Source organism: Streptomyces sp. NPDC094143 (assembly GCF_040303825.1).
Taxonomy (GTDB): Bacteria; Actinomycetota; Actinomycetes; order Streptomycetales; family Streptomycetaceae; genus Streptomyces.
This window is the reverse complement of the sequence record NZ_JBEOTZ010000022.1, coordinates 25,352-47,656: the sequence shown is the minus strand read 5'-3', so window position 1 is coordinate 47,656 and position 22,305 is coordinate 25,352. Positions and strand designations below refer to the sequence as shown.

Here is a 22,305-nt window from a genome sequence, read left to right as displayed (position 1 = left end):
ACCTGAACACGCGCACGGATTCCCATCCCGCACGGACGAGGAAAGGCAGCAACCCCTATGTCTCCCATTCCCCGCAGATCCCTCCTCAAGGCGGCCGCCGCCGCCGGAGCCGCCGCCCAGTTCAGCTGGGCGCTGGGGGCGCAGGACACCCACGCCGCGCCCGCGGCCGCGCCCGCCGAGCCCGACCCGGTGGTCCTCGACTGGCTGGAGGACGGCGGCCTCGGCGCCGCCCCCGGCTCCACCGTCGGCGTCCCCTGGCCCAAGGGCGCCTACCAGGAGCACCAGACCTTCGCGCTCACGGACTCGGACGGCAAGGCCGTACCCGTGCAGTCGTGGCCGATCGCCTACTGGCCCGACGGCTCCCTCAAGTGGACCGCGCACGCGGTGGGTTCGGGCAACGGCAAGCTCACCCTCGCGGCCGGCGCGCCCGCCGCGCCCGAGAAGAAGGTGACCGTCGATCAACGCGGCGGCACCGTCGACATCTCGACCGGCGTCATCACCGTGCGGATCGGCAAGTCCGGCTCCACGCTCGTCAAGTCCGTCACCCGCGGCTCGACCGAGATCGCCCGCAACGGCCGCCTGGTGCTGATCCGCCAGCCGGAGTTCGAGGACGAGGACCAGGGCACGGTCAGGACCGAGCGCTTCGACGGTGTCCTCTCCAAGGTCCAGGTCGAGCAGGAGGGCCCGGTCCGGGCCGTCGTCCGCATCGACGGCAGACACCGCAGGGGCGACCGCAGCTGGCTGCCGTTCTCCGTCCGGCTCTACTTCTACGCGGGCGCCGACTCCTTCCGCATGGTGCACACCATCACCTACGACGGCACCCAGAAGCCGGGCAAGGCGTCCGGCGACTTCGTCCGCGGCCTCGGCGTCCGCTTCACCGTGCCGATGCGCGACGAGTCCTACGACCGCCACATCCGCATCGGCGGCGACGGCACCGGCCTGCTGCGCGAAGCCGTCAAGGGCATCACCGGACTGCGCCGCGACCCGGGCGCGGCCGTGCAGGCGGCCCAGTACGAGGGCAGGAAGCTGCCCGACCCGGCCACCTGGGACCAGCGGGTCACCACCCGCCTGCAGTACATCCCCGAGTGGGGCGACTACACGCTCTCCCAGCTCTCCGCCGACGGCTTCACCGTGCGCAAGCGCACCAAGAAGGGACACGGCTGGATCGGCGCCGGCGGCGGCCGGCGCGCGTCCGGATTCGGCTACGTCGGCGGCGTGAGCGGCGGACTCTCCTTCGGCCTGCGCGACTTCTGGGAGAAGTTCCCCGCCCAGCTCGACATCCGCGACGCCCACACCGACGCGGCCGAGGTCACCTTGTGGCTCTGGTCCCCCGAGGCGCAGCCCATGGACATGCGCTTCTACCACGACGGCATGGGCCAGGACACCTTCCCCGAGCAGCTCGAAGGCCTCAACATCACCTACGAGGACTACGAGCCCGAGTTCGGCACGCCCTACGGCATCGCCCGCACCTCCGAGCTGCTGTTCTGGGCCAACGCCTCCACCCCGAGCGCCGAGACGCTCGCCGGGCAGGTCGAGGCCGTCCGGGTCCTGCCGCAGCTCGCCGCCCCGCCGAAACAGCTCATCGAGGCGGGCGTCTTCGGCAAGGGCCTGTTCGCCGAGCCCGACCGGTCCACCCCGGCCAAGGCGAAGATCGAGGACCACCTGGACTTCCTCCTCACCTACTACAAGGACCAGGTGGAGATGCGCCGGTGGTACGGCTTCTGGGACTACGGCGACATCATGCACACCTACGACGCCGTCCGGCACCAGTGGCGCTACGACGTCGGCGGCTACGCCTGGGACAACTCCGAGCTGTCCCCGGACCTGTGGCTCTGGTACGCGTACCTGCGCTCCGGCCGCGCCGACGTCTTCCGCTTCGCCGAGGCCATGACCCGGCACACCGGCGAGGTCGACGTCTACCACCTCGGCGAGTGGGCGGCCCTCGGCACCCGGCACGGGGTGCAGCACTGGGCCGACAGCGCCAAGCAGCAGCGCATCGCCAACACCACCTACCGGCGTTATTACTACTTCCTCACGGCGGACGAACGCGTCGGCGACCTCATGCACGCCAACGTCGACTCCGACGAGACGTTCCTCGCCCTCGACCCGCTCCGCAAGATCCGCACCGAGCCGTACACGCCCGACCGGCACGCCCTGTCGATCGGCTTCGGCACCGACTGGAGCGGGCTGGTGTCGGCGTGGCTGACCGAGTGGGAGCGCAGGGGCCCCAAGTGGGAGAAGGCCAGGGCGCGTGTGCTGTCCACGATGGAGACCATCGCCGCCCAGCCCAACGGCTTCGTGCAGGGCAGTGGCCTGTACGACCTGGACACCGGCAGGTTCGCCGTCGCCGCCCAGCCCAAGGTGGAGGTCTCGCACCTGTCGGCCGTCTTCGGCCTCAACGAACTGTGCGCCGAGCTCATCGACCTCGTCGACATGCCGGAGTTCAAGGAGGCCTACCTCGACTACTGCCGCTACTTCAACGCCACCAAGGCCGAGCAGGCGGCCCGCTACGGCAGCAACTTCGGCTCCCTGATCCTCTTCCAGGGCCACTCGCGCCTCGACGCCTACGCCGCCGTCCACAGCGGCGACGAGAAACTCGCCGAGCGCGCCTGGGACAAGTTCTACAACTCCGACGGCTACAAGGAGTCCGCGCCCTGGAGGACCGAGAAGCTCAGCGGTCCGCTGACGCTGGTGCCCGGCAGCGAGGCGCCCTGGGTCTCCACCAACGACACCTCGCTGTACGGCCTCGCCGCGATCGAGAATCTGGCCCTGCTCGGCGACAGGATGCCCTGATCGGCGGCTAGTTCATCCTCCCGAGGACCTCCCGCACCCGCCGGACGTCCCGGATCCGCTGCTCGTACGTCGCCCCGAGTGCGAGCAGCAGGAGCCCGGCCAGGGCGGGAGGCGCCCAGCGGGGGAGTGCACCGGTCACCTGCACGACGTACGGGGCGAGTTCGTGCAGCGTGACCAGGGTCAGCACCGCTCCGCCCAGCACCAGCGGTGCCTGGAGGTGGTGCCGGGCGCCCAGCAGGGTCACCAGCAGCGCCGCCGCGCCCAGCAGCAGCGGGCGCGTCCAGTGCGGGTCGGCCCAGGCCGCGACCAGGCTCGGCAGGAGGGTGGCGGCCAGTCCGGCGCCGTACGCCGTCCAGGACGTGACCCGCGGGTCACGGCGCCGGCGCAGGGCGCCGACGAGCAGGGCCGGGACGGTCACCGGGAGCGTGTACGCCTCGGGCGTGGACACGTCCCAGGCGGCCAGGCGCACCCACGCGGCCAGCACCAACAGGGCCGTGGCCGCGTAACCGACGGGTCGGCGGCCGGGACGCAGCGCGGTACCCGCGGCGATCACGCCGCACAGGGCCAGCACCAGGGCGAGCAGCGGCGGGTCGGTGACGGCCAGGCCCACGGCGAGCAGGCCGGTGGCGGCGGCGGTGAGCTCCACCGCCACGACCGTCCGGCGCTCGACCAGACGCGCCACGAGCAGGGCGGCGACCGCGGGAACGGCCAGGACCAGCAGGGCCGTACGGGCCGGCGGCCAGTTGGCCGCGGCGCCCGTGGCCGAGGCCAGCGCGGCGGCGTACACCAGGGCGGCCGGAGCCGTGAACGGAGTGAGTGCCGTCCGCCAGGAGAACGCGGCGAGCAGGGCCGTCAGCACGGACAGCACGACCAGCGTCGCCGTCCGGGCGGCGAGGGAGAGCAGGGTGAGGTCGACGACGGTGACCAGCGCGAGAACGAGGGCGGTGATCCGTGCCTCGGCCGAGGTGGTCCGGGCCGTGTACAGCGCGGCCGCGGTCAGGACGGCCAGGACCGACACCCCCGCGGCGTACGGAACCGTGGCGATCGCGGGAAGCGGCAGCGCCGCCGCCCAGAGGAGACCCAGCGCACCGAACCGGGCGCGTGACCGCCACTGGTCCACGCGGACCACCAGCGCGAGCACGACCGCGACCAGCAGCAGCACCACGGGAGCCGTCGCCGCGTCCGGCGGCCAGGGCGCGTCCACGGTGACGGCCGCCCGGGCGTCCGACGGCGCACCGCTCCACACCCGGGCGAGCCACCCGGCCGGACCCAGCACCACCAGGGCGAGGACCGGCAGCGTCCACAGCAGGGCCAGCCCCTGCACGACGGCAGAGGCCCAGACCCAGCCGCGCCGCACCGCGTCCGGCAGCCGCACGGCCCGGAGCGCCCCCAACAGGGCCACACCCAACACCAGATGGACCGGAACCACCCACTGCGACGGCACCACCGTGCGCGGCACCGCGCCGAGCGCCGCGACGGTGAGCAGCCCCGAGGTGATCGTCAGGCCGAGCGTGTGCGCCGTACCCGGGCCCCGCCGGGCCGCGCCCAGCGCGATCCCCGCCGCGAGCAGGAGCAGCGCCCCCGCCCGGGCGGCCGCGCCCGGACCGTCGGCCGTCACGGACAGCCAGCCGGCGCCCAGGACGCCCCAGCCGCCCGTGCCGTAGGCGCCGACGACCGCCGTGATCCGCACGGACACGGCCGTCACCCGGAGCGCCACGACCGCGTCGAGTCCGGCGGTCACCAGCAACGCCGCCGTGACGGCATGGGGTCCCGCGTCGGCGGCCACGGCCCACAGCAGCAGCGGGAGCTGCGCCGCCGCCAGCGCGGAGGGCAGCGGCAGCCGCAGCGCCGCTGTGACCGGCAGCCGGCCGTACGCCGCCCAGACCACGGCCAGTACCGCCGTGGCGGCCGCCGCGTACCCCGTCCCGCCCGTCCCGGAGAGGGCCGCCTCGTGCAGGGCGTACGCGTCGAGGACGGTCAGGGCCAGCCCGAGCCCCGCCACCGCCTCGGCCGTCGAGCGCAGCCCCCGCTTGAGGAGCGGCACGGGCACCGCGAGCGCGGTCAGCGTCACCGCGCCGAGCACCAGCGCCCGCCCGGTGATGCCCATGTGCCCCCAGCTGACCAGGGTGAAGACCGCGGCCGCGAGCGTGAGCAGGACACCGCCCAGCACCAGGAGCACGTTCTGCACGCTGGGCGCGGCGGCCTCCGGCCGGGGCGGTGCCGTGGACGGCGTCCGCGGGTGCGCCCAGGGCCGCGACGGTCGTCCCGTCTGCTGCAGGGCCGCGACCAGCCAGGCGCGGCGGGTCAGCAACTGGGCCCGGCGGGCGTCCAGTTGCCGCAGTTCGGCGTCGAGGAGCCGCAGTTCCTCGGCCGGGGGCGGAAGGTGCGTCATGGCACGCAGTGTGTCCGGCGTCACCGCGCCGGTCATGAGCGCGGATACTCAGGCGCGTACTCAGTCGGACCGTCCCCTGAGTGGGCAGACTGCGGACATGGACTGGAACCATTACCGCTTCCGCAGCCTGTGGACCCTGCCCGAACCCCCGACGGCCGTGTACGAGGTGCTGCGGCGCCCCGAGGACTACCCGCGCTGGTGGCGCCAGGTCCGCGAGGTGACCCGGCTCGACGACACCACCGGGGTGATCCGGATCCGTTCCGTCCTGCCGTACGACATGACCTTCACGGCGCGCGAGGTGCGGCGCGACCCGGGCGCCGGGGTGCTGGAGATCGCCGTGTCCGGGGACATCGAGGGCTGGGCGCGCTGGACGGTCACACCACGCGGGACGGGCAGCCTCGCGCGGTACGACCAGGTGGTGAGCGTCACCAAACCGTTGCTGAGGCGGCTCGCCGTACCGGGACGGCCCGTCTTCCGCGCCAACCACGCCCTGATGATGCGGTCGGGGCGGCGCGGACTGCTCCGGCACCTGCGAACGGTTTGAAGGAAGCGCGCCGGGACCTGTATTGTTCAGTGCGTTCCCGGGCGATTAGCTCAGTGGGAGAGCGCTTCGTTCACACCGAAGAGGTCACTGGTTCGAACCCAGTATCGCCCACCGGAAACAGCCGGTCCGTCGCAGACGGACCGGTTTTTTCATGCCCGCCCCGTGCCGCCGGTTCTGTCCCGCGCCGTCTGCTCAGGCCGCCGCGGGCAGGTCCGGACGCAGCGGCCAGGCCGGATCGACCGCCTCGTCCACGCCGCTGCGCGCGAACCACGCCTGCAGGCCCCGGGCCTGTGCCGCGTGCCACACCGCCTGCAGCGTGTGCAGCTCGCCCGGCGCGAGACGCTCCAGCCGGGACGCGAACCGGCGGCCCACCGCCCGGGTCACCTCCAGCGCCGCCACGGCGTCCGCCGCCGCGTCGTGCGCGCCCTCCAGCGCGACGCCGTAGTGCGCGCACAGGTCGGTCAGGGTGCGGCGGCCCTTGCGGTAGCGGTCCAGGTGCTTGTCCAGGACCCTCGGGTCGAGCACCAGCAGCGGCGCCGACTCGAACCAGCGGCCGAGCGCCGAGGCGCGATGCCGGCGCAACTCCCGGTCCAGCACGGTCAGATCGAACGGGGCGTTCATCACGACGACCGGACGGCCGGCATGGGCCTGCTCGGCCAGCGCCTCCGCTATCTCGAACATCACCGGCGCCGGCCACCGCCCGTTGCGCTGCAGGTGTTCCTCCGTCAGCCCGTGCACCGCCGTCGCCTCGGCGGGCACCGGCACTCCCGGGTTCACCAGCCACCGGCTGACCCGCGGCCGCATGCCCGGGGCGTCCTGGACGACGACGGAGGCCGACACGATCCGGTCGGTCTCGACGTCCACGCCCGTCGTCTCCGTGTCGAAGGCGGCCAGCGGCCCCTCGAACCAGCACGTCGTCATAGCCACACAACCCCTCTTTCACGCTCAGCAGTTGACATACCGTCCGCTGCCCGATCCGGTGATACCCCGCCTGTTTGCGCCGTACGCCGGAAGGAGACAACAGGAGTACGGGTCGCCGCAGTTCAGCGGTCCGCAGCGGGACTCACTTGTTCTGGAAGGCTGTTGGGCCATGGCCATAGCGCAGCCCGAACGGGGCGGGCTGCTGCCCGGGAGCGCGGCTGCCTCTCGCGGCTCTCTCGCCACCACCGCCTGCATGGAGACACTGCAGGTCGGCTATCTGCACGCCGTCGCGGCGGCCGCCGGCTGCTCGCTGTCCCAGCCTTTCCCCGACAACGGCATCGACTGGCACGTCAGCCACAGCGCACCCGGGCACACGGTCGACGACGAGGTCACCATCAAGGTGCAGCTCAAGGCGACCTACCAGGTGCCGCCCCACCCCCCGGGCCGCGCCTTCTCCTTCACGCTCGACAACGACCACCTGGCCAAGCTCGCCCGCACCCCCGTGTCCGTGCACAAGATCCTGGTGGTGATGCTGGTGCCCCGGTCGCAGGACGACTGGCTGCGCGCCGGCCACGACCGGCTCGACCTGAGGCACTGCTGCTACTGGACCAACCTCGCCGGCCACCCGATCACCGGCCGCCGCCGCACCACCGTGCGCATACCGACAGCACGCATCTTCGACGACCGGGCGCTGTGCGAGATCATGACGCGGGTCGGGACGGGAGGAAGACCGTGACGCACCGCCCGACCGAGGAACCGGCGAGGCCCGTCCGGCCCCACCCCGTGGACGTCCACTGGAGCGGCTCACCGCCCGAGCCCGGCGCGGTCGACCCGGCCGTGCTCGGCGCCCTGCTGCGGCGGCACGGCTGGCAGCGCCGCGGCGGTGCCCCCGGACGGTACGGCCGCTGGACCCCGCCCGGGCCGGGCGGTGGCGGCACGAGCCTGCTGGTGCCCGAGAGCCGCGCCTTCCCCGACAGCGACGACCTGCTCGCCGAGGCCCTGCTCGCCCTCTCCCGCAGCGGCTCGCCCTCCGCCCGCGAGGTGCTCGTCTCCCTCGCGGTGCCCAGCGACGAGATCCGCTGGTGGCAGGACGTGCCCGCCGGGCCCGCGGGCGCGGCGCCCTGGACCGCCGAGGAGCGGCTGCGCACCGCCGCCCGCCGGATGCTGCTCGCCGCGGCCCTCGCCACCCGCGCCCGGGCCGGCTACCACGGCGCCCGCCACCGCCGCGCCGCCGCCGCGGCCCTGGGGAGCGTCCTCGTCGGCTCCGCCACCGGCGGCCGGCTCACCGCCTTCGTGCCCGTCACCGGCGGCCGCCCCCTCGCCGTACGCCTCCACCAGGCCCTGTTCGCCGCCCGCGAGGCCGTCGACTACCAGCGCGCCACCGGCGGCATGGACGTCTTCGACGCGGCGGTCGAGGCCGGGGTGAGCCACGAGCTCACCGAGTCCCTCGTCGCCCTCGTCCAGGGCACCGAGGGCGCCCGGATCGCCGTCGCCTGGGCCCCGGCGGCCGGGGTGCCCGAGGGCTGCGCGCCCGCCGCCGAGCCCGTCGAGTTCTCCCCCGGCGACCTGCCCGCGCTGCGCGACGCCGGCACCCGCTACCTGCGCCAGGAGCCCGCCGTACCGGTGCGGATCACCGGGGCGGTCACCCGCATGCGCCGGTCGGGCCCGCGCGGCGAGGGCACCGTACGGCTGCGCGTCCTGGCCGGTGCCGACGTGCCGCACGTCCGGATCACCCTCGACGAGGAGGCGTACCGGATCGCCGGGCACGCCCACCTGGTGGGGCTGCCGGTGCGGGTGCACGGCAGGCTGGAGAGCCGGGGCGGATTCCGCCGCCTCACCGGCGCCCACGGTGTCGTCCCCGTGCAGGTCGACGACGCCGAGCGGGACCGGTTGCTGAAGGAGCTCCAGGAGAACCTCGACTTCTTCGAGGAGGCCTGCGGAGGGGACTGCGGGGACTGATTTCGCCCAGGGTGGTCCCGGGTCGGTACGATCCTTACTCGTGCGTGCGCTCCGGTATGGCGCCGCAGCCCCCTTCAGTCAGGAGAGACCGGTGTCAGACGTCCGTGTGATCATCCAACGCGATTCCGAGCGGGAAGAACGCGTGGTGACGACGGGCACTACGGCCGCCGAGCTCTTCGCCGGCGAGCGCTCGATCATCGCCGCGCGCGTGGCAGGCGAGCTCAAGGACCTGTCGTACGCGCTGTCGGACGGCGACGAGGTCGAGGGCGTCGAGATCGCCTCCGAGGACGGTCTGAACATCCTGCGCCACTCCACCGCGCACGTCATGGCGCAGGCCGTGCAGGAGCTCTTCCCCGAGGCCAAGCTCGGCATCGGCCCGCCCGTCAAGGACGGCTTCTACTACGACTTCGACGTCGAGAAGCCGTTCACGCCCGAGGATCTCAAGGCCATCGAGAAGAAGATGCAGGAGATCCAGAAGCGCGGGCAGCGCTTCTCCCGCCGCGTGGTCACCGACGAGGCCGCCCGCGAGGAGCTGGCAGGCGAGCCGTACAAGCTGGAGCTGATCGGCCTGAAGGGCTCCGCCTCCTCCGACGACGGAGCGGACGTCGAGGTCGGCGCCGGCGAGCTGACGATCTACGACAACCTGGACGCCAAGACCGGCGAGCTGTGCTGGAAGGACCTCTGCCGCGGTCCCCACCTGCCCACCACCCGGAACATCCCGGCGTTCAAGCTGATGCGCAACGCGGCCGCCTACTGGCGCGGCAGCGAGAAGAACCCGATGCTCCAGCGCATCTACGGCACCGCCTGGCCGACCAAGGACGAGCTGAAGGCGCACCTGGAGTTCCTCGCCGAGGCCGAGAAGCGCGACCACCGCAAGCTGGGCAGCGAGCTGGACCTGTTCTCCATCCCGGAGCAGATCGGCTCCGGCCTCGCCGTCTTCCACCCCAAGGGCGGCATCATCCGCCGGGTCATGGAGGACTACTCGCGCAAGCGGCACGAGGAGGCGGGTTACGAGTTCGTCTACACCCCGCACGCCACGAAGGGGAAGCTCTTCGAGACCTCGGGCCACCTGGACTGGTACGCCGACGGCATGTACCCGCCCATGCAGCTCGACGAGGGCGTGGACTACTACCTCAAGCCCATGAACTGCCCGATGCACAACCTGATCTTCGACGCGCGCGGCCGCTCCTACCGCGAACTGCCGCTGCGCCTGTTCGAGTTCGGGACCGTGTACCGGTACGAGAAGTCGGGCGTGGTGCACGGCCTGACCCGGGCCCGCGGCTTCACCCAGGACGACGCGCACATCTACTGCACGCGCGAGCAGATGTCCGAGGAGCTCGACAAGCTGCTCACGTTCGTGCTGGAGCTGCTGCGCGACTACGGCCTGACCGACTTCTACCTGGAGCTGTCCACCAAGGACCCGGAGAAGTTCGTCGGCTCCGACGAGGCCTGGGAGGAGGCGACCGAGACGCTGCGCCAGGTCGCCGAGAAGCAGGGCCTGCCCCTCGTCCCGGACCCGGGCGGCGCCGCCTTCTACGGGCCGAAGATCTCCGTCCAGGCCAAGGACGCCATCGGCCGCACCTGGCAGATGTCGACCATCCAGCTCGACTTCAACCTGCCGGAGCGCTTCGACCTGGAGTACACCTCCGCCGACGGCTCCAAGCAGCGCCCGGTCATGATCCACCGCGCCCTGTTCGGCTCGATCGAGCGCTTCTTCGCGGTGCTCCTGGAGCACTACGCGGGCGCCTTCCCGGCCTGGCTGGCCCCGGTCCAGGCGCTCGGCATCCCGATCGGCGACGCGCACGTCGAGTACCTGGAGAAGTTCGCCGCGGCCGCCAGGAAGCAGGGCCTGCGGGTCGAGGTCGACTCCTCCTCCGACCGGATGCAGAAGAAGATCCGCAACGCCCAGAAGCAGAAGGTGCCCTTCATGGTCATCGCGGGCGACGAGGACATGTCCCAGGGCTCGGTGTCCTTCCGCTACCGCGACGGCTCGCAGGAGAACGGCATCCCCTTCGACGAGGCCATCGCGAAGATCCAGAAGGTCGTCGAGGAGCGCGCGCAGGTCTGATCGCACGGCGCGCGGGCCCCCGGGGGCGATCCCGGGGGCCTTTGCCGTCCCCCCAGCTCGACGCCATATGCTGCACTGCATGACGAGTGAGCCGGAGCAGCAGCTGGGAGTGGGGACGCAGGACGCGTTCCAGCGTCTGTGGACGCCCCATCGGATGGCCTACATCCAGGGGGAGAACAAGCCGACCGGCCCGGGCGCCGGCGACGGCTGCCCCTTCTGCTCGATCCCGGCCAAGTCCGACGAGGACGGCCTCGTCGTCCGCCGCGGCGAACAGGTCTACGCGGTGCTCAACCTCTACCCGTACAACGGCGGGCACCTGATGACCGTGCCCTACCGGCACGTCGCCGACTACACCGACCTGACGGCCGCCGAGACCGCCGAGCTGGGCGAACTCACCAAGCAGGCGATGACGGCCCTGCGCACCGCCTCCGGCGCGCACGGCTTCAACATCGGCATGAACCAGGGCTCGGTCGCCGGCGCGGGCATCGCGGCGCACCTGCACCAGCACATCGTGCCGCGGTGGGGCGGGGACACGAACTTCATGCCGGTGGTGGGGCACACGCGGGTGCTGCCGCAGCTGCTCGCCGACACGCGGAAGATGCTGGCGGAGGCGTGGCCGAGCACCTGAGCCCGGCGGTTCCTGTCAGCCCGTCCGGCGCTCGCGGACGAGGCCGTGCGGGCCGAGGGGGGTCCGGGGGCGCGGCCCCCGGGACCCGCTGACGATCGACTACGCGTCGTACACGTCCGCCTTCTTCGGCGAAGCCTCCTGCACCGCCCCGCTGAGCGCCGCCGACCGCGCCCCGAACTTCTCCACGTTCACGCCGTTCTCCCGCAGCACCTTCAGCGCGGCGGCGTGCACCACCCGCAGCACCGGCGTCGCCGCCCGCAGCGCGTCGTCCGCCATGAACCGGTGCCGCCACGGCTGGTCCGCCCACGCGTGCCGCAGACCGAACGGCTCGGGCAGCGTCAGGCTCCCGCCGAGCCAGTTCAGCAGCGGGGGGTACCAGGTCAGCGGGGCCCGCGCGGCCAGCCGGACCACCTCGTCGGCGTCGATCAGCGGGAGCTTCACGGTGCGGGTCTCCCAGAAACGGAGTGCCTTCTGCACCGTCTTCTCCCTGGCCGCGGGCTTCTCGTTGAACAGGGGGTTGACCGGGCCCAGGGCGTGGCCGGTGACCTCGATGCGCAGCGTGTCGTGCAGCACGGTCACCGTGATCAGCATCGTGATCACCAGGTGGCCGTCCCATAGCGTCCACTGCACGCCCAGGTAGTGCCGGTCGCCGCTGCCGAACTGCTGCTTGTTGCAGATCTCCTGTACGGCGTGCGTGCGCACCGTGTACGCGTCGACGTCCGTGCCGCTCGGCCGGGACACCTCCGTCGCCTTCTCACCGATCGGCGTGACGACCCAGTGCGTGATGGTCGGCTTGGGGAAGCCACCGGTGTTGATGGACGTGCGTTCCAGCATGCCCAGGCCGCCCTGGATCGCCACGATGACGTCCCAGCTGCGGAAGGGGTGGAAGTCCTTGCCCGGCTCGGCGGAGACCAGCTCCTCGGCCAGCTGCCAGCTGCCCCAGCGCGTGCCCATGCCGAGGATGCCCTTGGGACCGGCGTAGAAGGCCGAGTTGGAGCGCTGCTCGGCGGCGAGCCGGGCCAGCTCCTTGCGGACCTGCTCGGCCGCGTCGCCCGGCGTGCCCGGCACCGCTTCGGGGATCTTGGCGCCGACGCCACCGCCGGACAGCAGGCTCGACCAGCGATCGCGCAGGTCGCGGGCCGTGCGCTCGCAGATCTGCTTGGCCCAGAACCAGCCGACCACCGGCATGACGATCGCCAGGCGTCCGTACCACCCCCAGAATCCGGTGAACGGCATGCGCAGCAGGAACAGCACCGCGAGCGCGCCCACGGCGATCAACAGCGTCGTGGCGAGGGCGCCGGCGCGCTTGTCCTCCCGCTTGGCCATGGTGGTGCGCAGGGTGAACACCAGCAGCCACACCAGGAAGCCGGGCAGGAAGAGCACCCCGCAGATCACCGTGATCGCCGAGAGCATGTTGTCGCGGTCGCGGCGGATGCGGTGGGCCGCCAGGCAGTGCTCCACCACGACCTGCGGCTCGATGCCGAAGGACTGGATGACCGGCTTGCGCCCGGCTCCCAGCATGCGGTCGATGATCGCGCGGGAGAAGGCCTCACCGAACCGGGGGCGGAAGATCTTCGCCCAGGGGCGCGGCGGTGTCACCTTCGACTGGTGCCACTCGTTGTCGGCGCTGAGGATCTTGGTGACCTCATCGTCCCGGTATGCCGCCGCGGCCAGCGCGTAGGTCGCCGCCGTCTGGCCGCTCGCGCCCGCCACGGGCACCTGGGCCCCGGGACTGAAGTCGAATCCGTCCGTCACTGCCGCCCCCATCGCTGCCGCATCTGCATCTGCGGCCTTCCCGACTTCCGCGCTCCGCACACCTGTTGATCAGGTCATCAGCGTATCGGCACGCACCGGCGGCCGTCGGCGGGCGGCCCGCAAGCCGCCCGCCGACCCGGAACGGAGCCCTCAGGGGGGCACTTGGAGGCGCCGGGGCGCCAACTACGAGGCCCCGCGCGCCTCTTCGCGCACCCGGTCCGCGACCTGCTGCGGCATCGGCTCGTGGCGCGCGTAGCGGCGGCTGAAGCGGGCCGTGCCGTGGGTCATCGACCGCAGGTCGATCACGTAGCGGCCGATCTCGATCTCCGGCACCTCGGCCCGGATCACGGTGCGCCCGCCCGGTGTCTGCTCGGTGCCCAGCACGCGGCCGCGCCGGCCCGACAGGTCGCTCATCACGGCGCCCACGAAGTCGTCGCCGACCAGCACCGACACCTCGGCCACCGGCTCCAGCAGATGGATCTTCGCGTCGGCCGCGGCCTCCCGCAGCGCCAGCGCCCCGGCCGTCTGGAACGCGGCGTCGGAGGAGTCCACCGAGTGCGCCTTGCCGTCCAGCAGCGTCACGCGCACGTCGATCAGCGGATGCCCGGCGGCGACCCCCTTGGCGGCCTGGGCCCGTACGCCCTTCTCCACCGACGGGATGAACTGCCGGGGCACCGCGCCGCCGACGACCTTGTCCACGAACTCGATGCCGGAGCCGCCCGGCAGCGGCTCGACCTCGATCTCACAGATGGCGAACTGGCCGTGCCCGCCGGACTGCTTGACGTGCCGGCCCCGCCCGGCCGCCCCGGTCGCGAACGTCTCACGCAGCGACACCCGGTGCGGGACGACGTCGACCTGGACGCCGTAGCGGCTGCGCAGCCGCTCCAGGGCCACGTCCGCGTGCGCCTCGCCCAGGCACCACAGGACCACCTGGTGGGTGTCCTGGTTCTGCTCGAGCCGCATGGTCGGGTCCTCGGCCACCAGCCGGGCCAGCCCCTGCGACAGCTTGTCCTCGTCCGGTTTGCTGTGCGCCTGGATGGCCAGCGGCAGCAGCGGGTCGGGCATCTGCCACGGCTCCATGAGCAGCGGATCGTCCTTGGCGGACAGGGTGTCGCCGGTCTCGGCGCGGCTCAGCTTGGCCACGCACGCCAGGTCGCCGGCGATGACGTGCGACACCGGGCGCTGCTGTTTGCCGAACGGCGTGGACAGAGCGCCGATCCGCTCGTCGACGTCATGGTCCTCGTGGCCCCGGTCGGCCAGCCCGTGCCCGGAGACGTGGACCGTCTGGTCGGCGCGCAGGGTGCCGGAGAAGACGCGGATCAGCGACAGCCGGCCCACGTAGGGGTCCGAGGACGTCTTCACGACCTCCGCGACGAGCGGCGCGTCCGGATCGCAGGGCTTGAGCTCGCGCGGCTCGCCGTCGATCGTCGTGACCCGCACGGTCTCGTGCTCCAGCGGGGTCGGGAAGCCACCGGTGATCAGCTCCAGCAGCTCCACCGTGCCGAGCCCCTGCCGGGCGCCCTCGGCCGCGGGGGCGGCGGCCAGGACCGGGAAGAAGACCCCGCGCGCCACGGCCCGCTCCAGGTCGTCGATCAGGGCCTTGACGTCGACCGGCTCCCCGCCGAGGTAGCGGTCCATGAGGGTCTCGTCCTCGCTCTCCGAGATGATCCCCTCGATCAGCCGGTTGCGGGCCTCCTCGATCAGCGGCAGCTGGTCCTCGCCCGGCTCCGACTCCTTGCGCTCACCGGTCGAGTAGTCGAACAGCTTCTGCGACAGCAGCCCGATCAGCCCGGTCACGGGCGCGTGCCCGTCGGGCGCCTGCGGGCCGTGCAGCGGCAGGTAGAGCGGCAGGACCGCGTCGGGGTCGTCCGCGCCGAAGGCCTCCGCGCAGATCCTGGTCATCTCCCCGAAGTCGGCGCGCGCCGCCTCCAGGTGCGTGACGACGATGGCCCGGGGCATGCCCACGGCCGCGCACTCCTCCCACACCATGCGCGTCGAGCCGTCCACGCCGTCGGAGGCCGAGACGACGAAGAGGGCCGCGTCCGCCGCCCGCAGACCGGCCCTGAGCTCACCGACGAAGTCGGCGTATCCGGGGGTGTCGAGGAGATTGACCTTGATGCCGTCCCACTCGACGGGCACCAGGGAGAGCTGTACCGAGCGCTGCTGCCGGTGCTCGATCTCGTCGTAGTCGGAGACGGTGCCGCCGTCCTCCACGCGGCCCGCCCGGTTCACCGCCCCCGCGGTCAGCGCGAGGGCCTCCACCAAGGTCGTCTTGCCCGATCCGGAGTGGCCGACCAGCACCACATTCCGTACGGACTGGGGGTGGTCGGCCGCCTGTGCCCTGCCGGCGGCTCCGGGGTGTGTCTGTGCCTTGTCGCCCATGATCCTGCCTCCCGTGCACGGTGAGGTCACTGGGGGCGCGGACAGCCGGAGCCGCGTGCGGTGCGGCTCCGGCGACGCCCGCGGTCTTTCGACCTTCCCACTGTCGTCACGGTGCGTCCATACGAACGACGTCGCCCCGCCGCCCGCCGGGGCCTCGCGGGTTCCCCCGAAAGGGGTCCGGGTGCCCGTCCCTCGCCGCCACGCGCGCGTGGCTACGATGGGCCAGCCGGTGGCCAGCAGGGGCCAGACGGCGACACCGACCCTCGGGAAGGCCATGCTGAACAAGTACGCGCGTGCATTCTTCACGCGTGTCCTCACACCGTTCGCCGCGTTTCTGATCCGCCGGGGCGTGAGCCCGGACACCGTCACGCTCATCGGCACCGCCGGGGTGGTCGCGGGCGCGCTGGTCTTCTATCCCATGGGCGAGTTCTTCTGGGGCACGGTCGTGATCACGCTGTTCGTGTTCTCCGACCTCGTCGACGGCAACATGGCCCGCCAGCTGGGCCGCTCCAGCCGTTGGGGCGCCTTCCTCGACTCCACGCTCGACCGGGTCGCCGACGGCGCGATCTTCGGCGGCTTCATCCTCTGGTACGCCGGCGGCGGCGACGACCTGGTGCTGTGCGCCGTCTCGATCTTCTGCCTGGCCAGCGGGCAGGTGGTGTCGTACACCAAGGCCCGCGGCGAGTCGATCGGCCTGCCGGTCGCGGTCAACGGGCTCGTCGAGCGCGCCGAGCGGCTGGTGATCTCCCTGGTCGCGGCGGGCCTGGCGGGCCTGCACGCGTTCGGCGTCCCCGGCATCCAGTACCTGCTGCCCATCGCCCTGTGGATCGTCGCCGTGGGCAGCCTCGTCACGCTGATCCAGCGGGTCGTCACGGTCCGCAGGGAGTCCGCCGAGGCCGAGGAGGCGGCCGCCGCCGCGCAGGACGATGACGGCGGGCAGCACAACGCCTCACACGGGAGCGGGGCGGCCACGTGAGCGCCCGGGACCGGCTGACGGACGCGCTGTACGGCCTCGGCTGGAGCACGGTCAAGAAGCTCCCCGAGCCGGTCGCCGTGACGCTCGGGCGCACCATCGCCGACGCCGCCTGGAAGCAGCGCGGCAAGGGCGTACGGCGCCTGGAGAGCAACTACGCGCGCGTGGTGCCCGACGCGAGCCCCGAGCGCCTCGCCGAGCTGTCCCGTGCGGGCATGCGGTCGTATCTGCGCTACTGGATGGAGTCCTTCCGCCTCCCCGCCTGGAGCGAGGAGCGCATCCGGGCGGGCGTCGACGTCAAGGACCTGCACCACCTGACCGAGGGCATGGCCGCCGGCAAGGGCGTGATCCTCGCCCTGCCGCACCTGGCCAACTGGGACCTCGCCGGGGCCTGGGTCACCACGCACCTCGGCATCCCGTTCACCACGGTCGCCGAGCGCCTGAAGCCCGAGACGCTCTACGACCGGTTCGTCGCCTACCGCGAGGGCCTCGGCATGGAGGTCCTGCCGCACAGCGGCGGCAGCGCCTTCGGCACCCTGGCCCGGCGGCTGCGCGACGGCGGCCTGGTGTGCCTGGTCGCCGACCGTGATCTGTCCGCCTCGGGCGTCGAGGTCGGCTTCTTCGGCGACACGGCCCGGATGCCGGCCGGACCGGCCCTGCTCGCCCAGCACACGGGCGCTCTGCTGCTGCCCGCCACCCTCTGGTACGACGACTCGCCCGTGATGCGCGGCCAGGTCCATCCGCCGGTCGAGGTGCCCGAGTCAGGCACGCGCGCCGAGAAGACGTCCGTCATGACACAGGCGCTGGCCGACGCCTTCGCCACCGGGATCGCCGACCATCCGGAGGACTGGCACATGCTGCAGCGCCTGTGGCTCGCGGACCTCGACCCCGCGAAGGGGCGCGCGTGAGGATCGGCATCGTCTGCCCCTACTCCTGGGACGTGCCGGGCGGGGTCCAGTTCCACATCCGCGACCTCGCCGAGTACTTCCTCCGCCTCGGCCACGAGGTGTCCGTCCTGGCCCCGGCCGACGACGACACCCCGCTGCCGCCGTACGTCGTCTCCGCCGGGCGCGCGGTGCCGGTGCCGTACAACGGCTCGGTGGCCCGGCTGAACTTCGGCTTCCTGAGCGCGGCGCGGGTCCGGCGCTGGCTGCACGACGGCGCGTTCGACGTGATCCACATCCACGAGCCGACCTCGCCGTCGCTGGGCCTGCTGGCCTGCTGGGCGGCCCAGGGCCCGATCGTGGCGACCTTCCACACGTCCAACCCGCGCTCCCGAGCGATGATCGCCGCCTACTCGATCCTCCAGGCCGCCCTGGAGAAGATCAGCGCCCGGATCGCGGTGAGCGAGTACGCCCGGCGCACGCTCGTGGAGCACCTCGGCGGGGACGCGGTGGTGATCCCCAACGGTGTCGACGTCGGCTTCTTCGCCGAGGCCGAGCCCAAGGCCGAGTGGCAGGGCGACACGATCGGCTTCATCGGGCGCATCGACGAGCCCCGCAAGGGCCTGCCGGTGCTCATGAGGGCCCTGCCGAAGATCCTCGCCGCCCGGCCGCAGACCCGGCTGCTGGTCGCCGGGCGCGGCGACGAGAAGGAGGCGGTGGAGTCCCTGCCCGTCGAGCTGCGCCCCCGCGTGGAGTTCCTCGGCATGATCAGCGACGAGGACAAGGCCCGCTTCCTGCGCAGCGTCGACCTGTACGTCGCGCCCAACACCGGCGGCGAGAGTTTCGGCATCATCCTCGTCGAGGCCATGTCCGCCGGGGCGCCCGTCCTCGCCTCCGACCTGGACGCCTTCGCCCAGGTCCTGGACCGGGGAGCGGCCGGTGAGCTCTTCCCCAACGAGGACGCCGACGCCCTCGCCGACGCGGCCCTGCGCCTCCTGGACGACCCCGAGCGGCGCGCGGAACTGCGCGACCGGGGCAGCGCCCACGTGCGCCGCTTCGACTGGTCGACCGTCGGCGCGGACATCCTCTCCGTCTACGAGACGGTGACGGCAGGCGCGGCAGCGGTGGCCGAGGACGAACGGACCACGGGGTGGTGGGGCCGGTTGGGCCTGACACGGGACTGACCCCGGTCGACCGGCGCGCTTCCGCACAGGGCCACTGAGAGCCCTGCCGGAGCGGAGTTGCGGGGAAGGCGCCGCTGACGACGGGCGTTGTGGTGCGCCGCCGGGTGGCTCCGCTCGACCGAGGTTCGCCGCGGCTGCCGGGCGGCACGGGATGCGGAGCGGGCCCGGGCGCTGGGTCCAAGCGGCACTGGACGCACAGCGGGGCCCCGGCGGCACGCGATGCACACGGGGCTCGGCGGCGCGGGACGCACAGCGGGATTCGAGCGGCGCGGGATGCACACCGGGTCCGGGCGGCGCGGGACACGCAGCGGGCCCCGAGCGGTACGAGACCCACTGCGCGCCCCGAGCGGTACGAGACCCACTGCGCGCCCCGAGCGGCACGGGCGCACAGCGGCCCCGGGGCGGCAGGGTTCGCACAGCGGACCCAGGAGCGTCACGGGGCGCACGGCGGGGCCCCAGCGCCACAGCCCGGAGACTGCCTTCCAGCCGGACGGCGGCGTACTCAGCCCGTCCGGCGTCCGAGGCGCGAGGCAGTTCGGCGGACTGCGGGGGCGGCGTCCGAGGCGCGAGGCAGTTCGGCGGACTGCGGGGGCGGCGTCCGAGGCGCGAGGCAGTTCGGCGGACTGCGGGGGCCGGGGGGCGCAAACCCCCGCCCCGCAAGGCCCGGGCCACCCCGGCACCGCACCCGGCCGACCCAGCGGAGCGCCCCGGTAGCCTCTTGGCCCGTGACCGCAACCCTCATCTGGATCCTCGTCGCCCTCGTGGCGATCGGCCTGTACCTGAGCTGGACGGCCGGGCGGCTGGACCGGCTGCACGCCCGCATCGACGCCGCCCGCGCCGCGCTCGACGCGCAACTGCTCCGCCGTGCCTCCGTCGCGCAGGAACTGGCCACCTCCGGCGTGCTGGACCCGGCCGCCTCGATCGTCCTGTACGAAGCCGCGCACGCTGCCCGCCAGGCCGAGGAGGAACAGCGGGAGGTCGCCGAGAGCGAGCTGAGCCAGGCGCTGCGGGCCGTGTTCGGGGAGGTGGCCCAGGTGGAGGCGGTGCGCGGCGCGCCCGGGGGAGAGGAGGCGGCCCGGGAGCTCACCGAGGCGGTCCGCAGGGTCCCGATGGCCCGGCGCTTCCACAACGACGCCGTACGCGCGGCCCGGGCCCTGCGCCGGCACCGCAAGGTGCGCTGGTTCCGCCTGGCCGGTCACGCGCCCTTCCCGATGGCCTTCGAGATGGACGACGAACCTCCCGCGGCCCTGGTGGACCGGGCCGGTTAGCCCGGCCGGCGCCGGCACACCGCCCCGTTCACCAGCCGTTTTCCGCCCACCCCACCGAAAAGGATCCACGGCGTCCCCATTGGCCCTTGATGTGGCCTGCTTCCCTCACGTTTCCTCGGTGCTGCAGAAAACCCTCTTTCCCATCAGTGAGGTCACCCGTGTCCATCTCCGAAAACCAGGCTCCCGAGACCGGCACCGCCCGTGTGAAGCGCGGCATGGCCGAGCAGCTCAAGGGCGGCGTCATCATGGACGTCGTCACGCCTGAGCAGGCGAAGATCGCCGAGGACGCGGGAGCCGTCGCCGTCATGGCCCTGGAGCGGGTCCCGGCCGACATCCGCAAGGACGGCGGCGTGGCCCGCATGTCCGACCCGGACATGATCGAGGGCATCATCGAGGCCGTCTCCATCCCGGTCATGGCCAAGTCCCGCATCGGCCACTTCGTCGAGGCCCAGGTGCTGCAGTCCCTCGGCGTCGACTACATCGACGAGTCCGAGGTCCTCACCCCGGCCGACGAGGTCAACCACTCCGACAAGTGGGCCTTCACCACCCCCTTCGTCTGCGGCGCCACCAACCTGGGCGAGGCCCTGCGCCGCATCGCCGAGGGCGCCGCGATGATCCGCTCCAAGGGCGAGGCCGGCACCGGCAACGTCGTCGAGGCCGTGCGCCACCTGCGCCAGATCAAGAACGAGATCGCCCGCCTGCGCGGCTACGACAACCACGAGCTGTACGCCGCCGCCAAGGAGCTGCGCGCCCCGTACGAGCTGGTCAAGGAGGTCGCCGAGCTGGGCAAGCTCCCGGTGGTCCTCTTCTCCGCCGGTGGCGTCGCCACCCCGGCCGACGCGGCCCTGATGCGCCAGCTCGGCGCCGAGGGCGTCTTCGTCGGCTCCGGCATCTTCAAGTCCGGCGACCCGGCCAAGCGCGCCGCCGCCATCGTGAAGGCCACCACCTTCTACGACGACCCGAAGATCATCGCGGACGCCTCCCGCAACCTCGGCGAGGCCATGGTCGGCATCAACTGCGACACCCTCCCCGAGACCGAGCGCTACGCCAACCGCGGCTGGTAAGGCACATCAGAGACATGACCGAAGCACCTGTGATCGGCGTCCTGGCCCTCCAGGGCGACGTACGGGAGCACCTCGTGGCCCTGGCCGCGGCCGACGCCGTGGCCAGGCCGGTGCGGCGCCCCGAGGAACTCGCCGAGGTGGACGGCCTGGTCATCCCCGGCGGCGAGTCCACGACCATCTCGAAGCTGGCCGTGCTGTTCGGCGTGATGGAGCCGCTCCGCGCGCGCGTGCGCGACGGCATGCCCGTCTACGGCACCTGCGCCGGCATGATCATGCTCGCGGACAAGATCCTCGACCCGCGCTCGGGCCAGGAGACCGTCGGCGGCATCGACATGATCGTGCGCCGCAACGCCTTCGGCCGGCAGAACGAGTCCTTCGAGGCGGCCGTCGACGTCAAGGGCGTCGAGGGCGACCCCGTGGAGGGCGTCTTCATCCGGGCCCCCTGGGTCGAGTCCGTCGGCGCCGCCGCCGAGGTGCTCGCCGAGCACGAGGGCCACATCGTCGCCGTCCGCCAGGGCAGCGCGCTGGCCACGTCGTTCCACCCGGAGCTGACCGGAGACCACCGGGTGCACGCCCTGTTCGTCGCCATGGTGAGGGCGAACCGGACAGCCGACTCCTTGTAGGATTCCTGCGTTCGTTGCTGAGATGGGTTACGCGAAGGAGACAGGCAGATGTCCGGCCACTCTAAATGGGCCACGACGAAGCACAAGAAGGCCGTCATCGATGCCAAGCGCGGCAAGCTCTTCGCGAAGCTGATCAAGAACATCGAGGTGGCGGCCCGGATGGGCGGCGCCGACCCCGAGGGCAACCCGACGCTTTACGACGCCATCCAGAAGGCGAAGAAGTCGTCGGTCCCCAACAAGAACATCGACTCCGCGGTCAAGCGCGGCGCGGGCCTGGAGGCCGGCGGCGCCGACTACGAGACGATCATGTACGAGGGCTACGGCCCGAACGGTGTCGCGGTGCTCATCGAGTGCCTCACCGACAACCGCAACCGCGCCGCCTCCGAGGTCCGCGTCGCCATGACCCGCAACGGCGGTTCCATGGCCGACCCGGGCTCGGTGTCGTACCTGTTCAACCGCAAGGGCGTCGTCATCGTCCCCAAGGGTGAGCTGACCGAGGACGACGTCCTCGGCGCCGTCCTGGACGCCGGTGCCGAGGAGGTCAACGACCTCGGCGAGAGCTTCGAGGTCATCAGCGAGGCCACCGACCTGGTCGCGGTCCGCACCGCCCTCCAGGACGCCGGCATCGACTACGACTCCGCCGACGCCAACTTCGTCCCGACCATGCAGGTCGAGCTGGACGAGGAGGGCGCCAAGAAGATCTTCAAGCTGATCGACGCGCTGGAGGACAGCGACGACGTGCAGAACGTCTTCGCCAACTTCGACGTCAGCGACGAGGTCATGGAGAAGGTCGACGCCTGACCCGCGCAGGAGTTCCAACGGGCCGACGGGACACACCCCGTCGGCCCGTCGCGTTGTCGGTGGCAC

The 22,305-nt window shown here is 72.5% G+C and carries 17 protein-coding genes and 1 tRNA gene; 14 read left to right on the top strand and 4 right to left on the bottom strand.

Going from position 1 to position 22,305, the window contains the following annotated elements; translation table 11 throughout:
- The first annotated feature begins 57 nt into the window (after positions 1-57).
- Entirely contained in the window at positions 58-2,793 is a 2,736-nt protein-coding gene (locus tag ABTZ58_RS25635) for an exo-rhamnogalacturonan lyase family protein (protein ID WP_351361078.1), read from the top strand.
- Positions 2,794-2,800: 7 nt separating this feature from the next.
- Here the strand turns inward: ABTZ58_RS25635 and ABTZ58_RS25630 are convergent, their stop codons facing one another.
- A complete protein-coding gene (locus ABTZ58_RS25630; protein ID WP_351361076.1) occupies positions 2,801-5,185 on the bottom strand; it encodes an SCO7613 C-terminal domain-containing membrane protein in 2,385 nt (794 codons plus the stop codon).
- 97 nt (positions 5,186-5,282) lie between these two features.
- Here ABTZ58_RS25630 and ABTZ58_RS25625 point away from each other — a divergent pair, with 97 nt between their 5' ends.
- Both ABTZ58_RS25625 and ABTZ58_RS25620 read left to right on the top strand, forming a co-directional pair.
- A complete protein-coding gene (locus tag ABTZ58_RS25625) occupies positions 5,283-5,729 on the top strand; it encodes an SRPBCC family protein (RefSeq protein ID WP_351361073.1) in 447 nt (148 codons plus the stop codon).
- A gap of 39 nt (positions 5,730-5,768) precedes the next feature.
- Positions 5,769-5,840, top strand: a tRNA-Val gene (locus ABTZ58_RS25620).
- 81 nt (positions 5,841-5,921) lie between these two features.
- Here the strand turns inward: ABTZ58_RS25620 and ABTZ58_RS25615 are convergent.
- A complete protein-coding gene (locus ABTZ58_RS25615) occupies positions 5,922-6,650 on the bottom strand; it encodes a 3'-5' exonuclease (RefSeq protein ID WP_351361315.1) in 729 nt (242 codons plus the stop codon).
- A gap of 169 nt (positions 6,651-6,819) precedes the next feature.
- Here ABTZ58_RS25615 and ABTZ58_RS25610 point away from each other — a divergent pair, with 169 nt between their 5' ends.
- The 4 genes from ABTZ58_RS25610 to ABTZ58_RS25595 all read left to right on the top strand — a co-directional run bounded on the left by ABTZ58_RS25610 (position 6,820) and on the right by ABTZ58_RS25595 (position 11,305).
- Entirely contained in the window at positions 6,820-7,386 is a 567-nt protein-coding gene (locus ABTZ58_RS25610; protein ID WP_351361070.1) for a DUF4365 domain-containing protein, read from the top strand.
- Positions 7,383-8,609 carry a hypothetical protein gene (locus tag ABTZ58_RS25605; RefSeq protein ID WP_351361067.1) on the top strand — a complete coding sequence of 409 codons (1,227 nt, stop codon included), beginning with the start codon at positions 7,383-7,385 and terminating at the stop codon, positions 8,607-8,609. Before ABTZ58_RS25610 ends, ABTZ58_RS25605 begins: the two co-directional genes overlap by 4 nt.
- A 91-nt stretch (positions 8,610-8,700) precedes the next feature.
- Positions 8,701-10,677 carry a threonine--tRNA ligase gene (thrS, locus tag ABTZ58_RS25600; RefSeq protein WP_351361064.1) on the top strand — a complete coding sequence of 659 codons (1,977 nt, stop codon included), beginning with the start codon at positions 8,701-8,703 and terminating at the stop codon, positions 10,675-10,677.
- Positions 10,678-10,744: 67 nt separating this feature from the next.
- Positions 10,745-11,305: an HIT family protein gene (locus ABTZ58_RS25595; RefSeq protein ID WP_309095359.1), complete on the top strand. Its 561-nt coding sequence runs from the start codon at positions 10,745-10,747 to the stop codon at positions 11,303-11,305.
- A gap of 99 nt (positions 11,306-11,404) precedes the next feature.
- Here the strand turns inward: ABTZ58_RS25595 and ABTZ58_RS25590 are convergent, their stop codons facing one another.
- On the bottom strand, positions 11,405-13,072 hold the full coding sequence (locus ABTZ58_RS25590) for an AbeC-like domain-containing protein (RefSeq protein WP_351361061.1): 1,668 nt from the start codon (positions 13,070-13,072) through the stop codon (positions 11,405-11,407).
- A gap of 171 nt (positions 13,073-13,243) precedes the next feature.
- Complete coding sequence (locus ABTZ58_RS25585; RefSeq protein WP_351361058.1) at positions 13,244-15,442, bottom strand: elongation factor G-like protein EF-G2; 2,199 nt, start codon at positions 15,440-15,442, stop codon at positions 13,244-13,246.
- Between the two features lie 217 nt (positions 15,443-15,659).
- Between ABTZ58_RS25585 and pgsA the strand changes: the two genes are divergently transcribed.
- From pgsA to ABTZ58_RS25550, 7 genes are all read left to right on the top strand, one after another.
- Positions 15,660-16,418, top strand: coding sequence for a phosphatidylinositol phosphate synthase (gene pgsA, locus ABTZ58_RS25580; protein WP_351361312.1), 759 nt, complete (start codon positions 15,660-15,662; stop codon positions 16,416-16,418).
- Complete coding sequence (locus tag ABTZ58_RS25575; RefSeq protein ID WP_351361055.1) at positions 16,415-17,323, top strand: phosphatidylinositol mannoside acyltransferase; 909 nt, start codon at positions 16,415-16,417, stop codon at positions 17,321-17,323. The genes pgsA and ABTZ58_RS25575 overlap by 4 nt, the downstream gene beginning before the upstream one ends.
- A complete protein-coding gene (locus tag ABTZ58_RS25570) occupies positions 17,320-18,483 on the top strand; it encodes a glycosyltransferase family 4 protein (protein ID WP_351361053.1) in 1,164 nt (387 codons plus the stop codon). Before ABTZ58_RS25575 ends, ABTZ58_RS25570 begins: the two co-directional genes overlap by 4 nt.
- A 725-nt stretch (positions 18,484-19,208) precedes the next feature.
- A complete protein-coding gene (locus ABTZ58_RS25565; RefSeq protein ID WP_351361050.1) occupies positions 19,209-19,751 on the top strand; it encodes a hypothetical protein in 543 nt (180 codons plus the stop codon).
- A gap of 158 nt (positions 19,752-19,909) precedes the next feature.
- Entirely contained in the window at positions 19,910-20,815 is a 906-nt protein-coding gene (pdxS, locus tag ABTZ58_RS25560) for a pyridoxal 5'-phosphate synthase lyase subunit PdxS (protein WP_351361047.1), read from the top strand.
- Between the two features lie 14 nt (positions 20,816-20,829).
- Positions 20,830-21,438 (top strand): pyridoxal 5'-phosphate synthase glutaminase subunit PdxT, encoded by a 609-nt coding sequence (gene pdxT / locus ABTZ58_RS25555; RefSeq protein WP_351361044.1) that lies wholly within the window; start codon positions 20,830-20,832, stop codon positions 21,436-21,438.
- Between the two features lie 48 nt (positions 21,439-21,486).
- Positions 21,487-22,239 (top strand): YebC/PmpR family DNA-binding transcriptional regulator, encoded by a 753-nt coding sequence (locus ABTZ58_RS25550; protein ID WP_309096580.1) that lies wholly within the window; start codon positions 21,487-21,489, stop codon positions 22,237-22,239.
- The last annotated feature ends 66 nt before the right edge of the window (positions 22,240-22,305 follow it).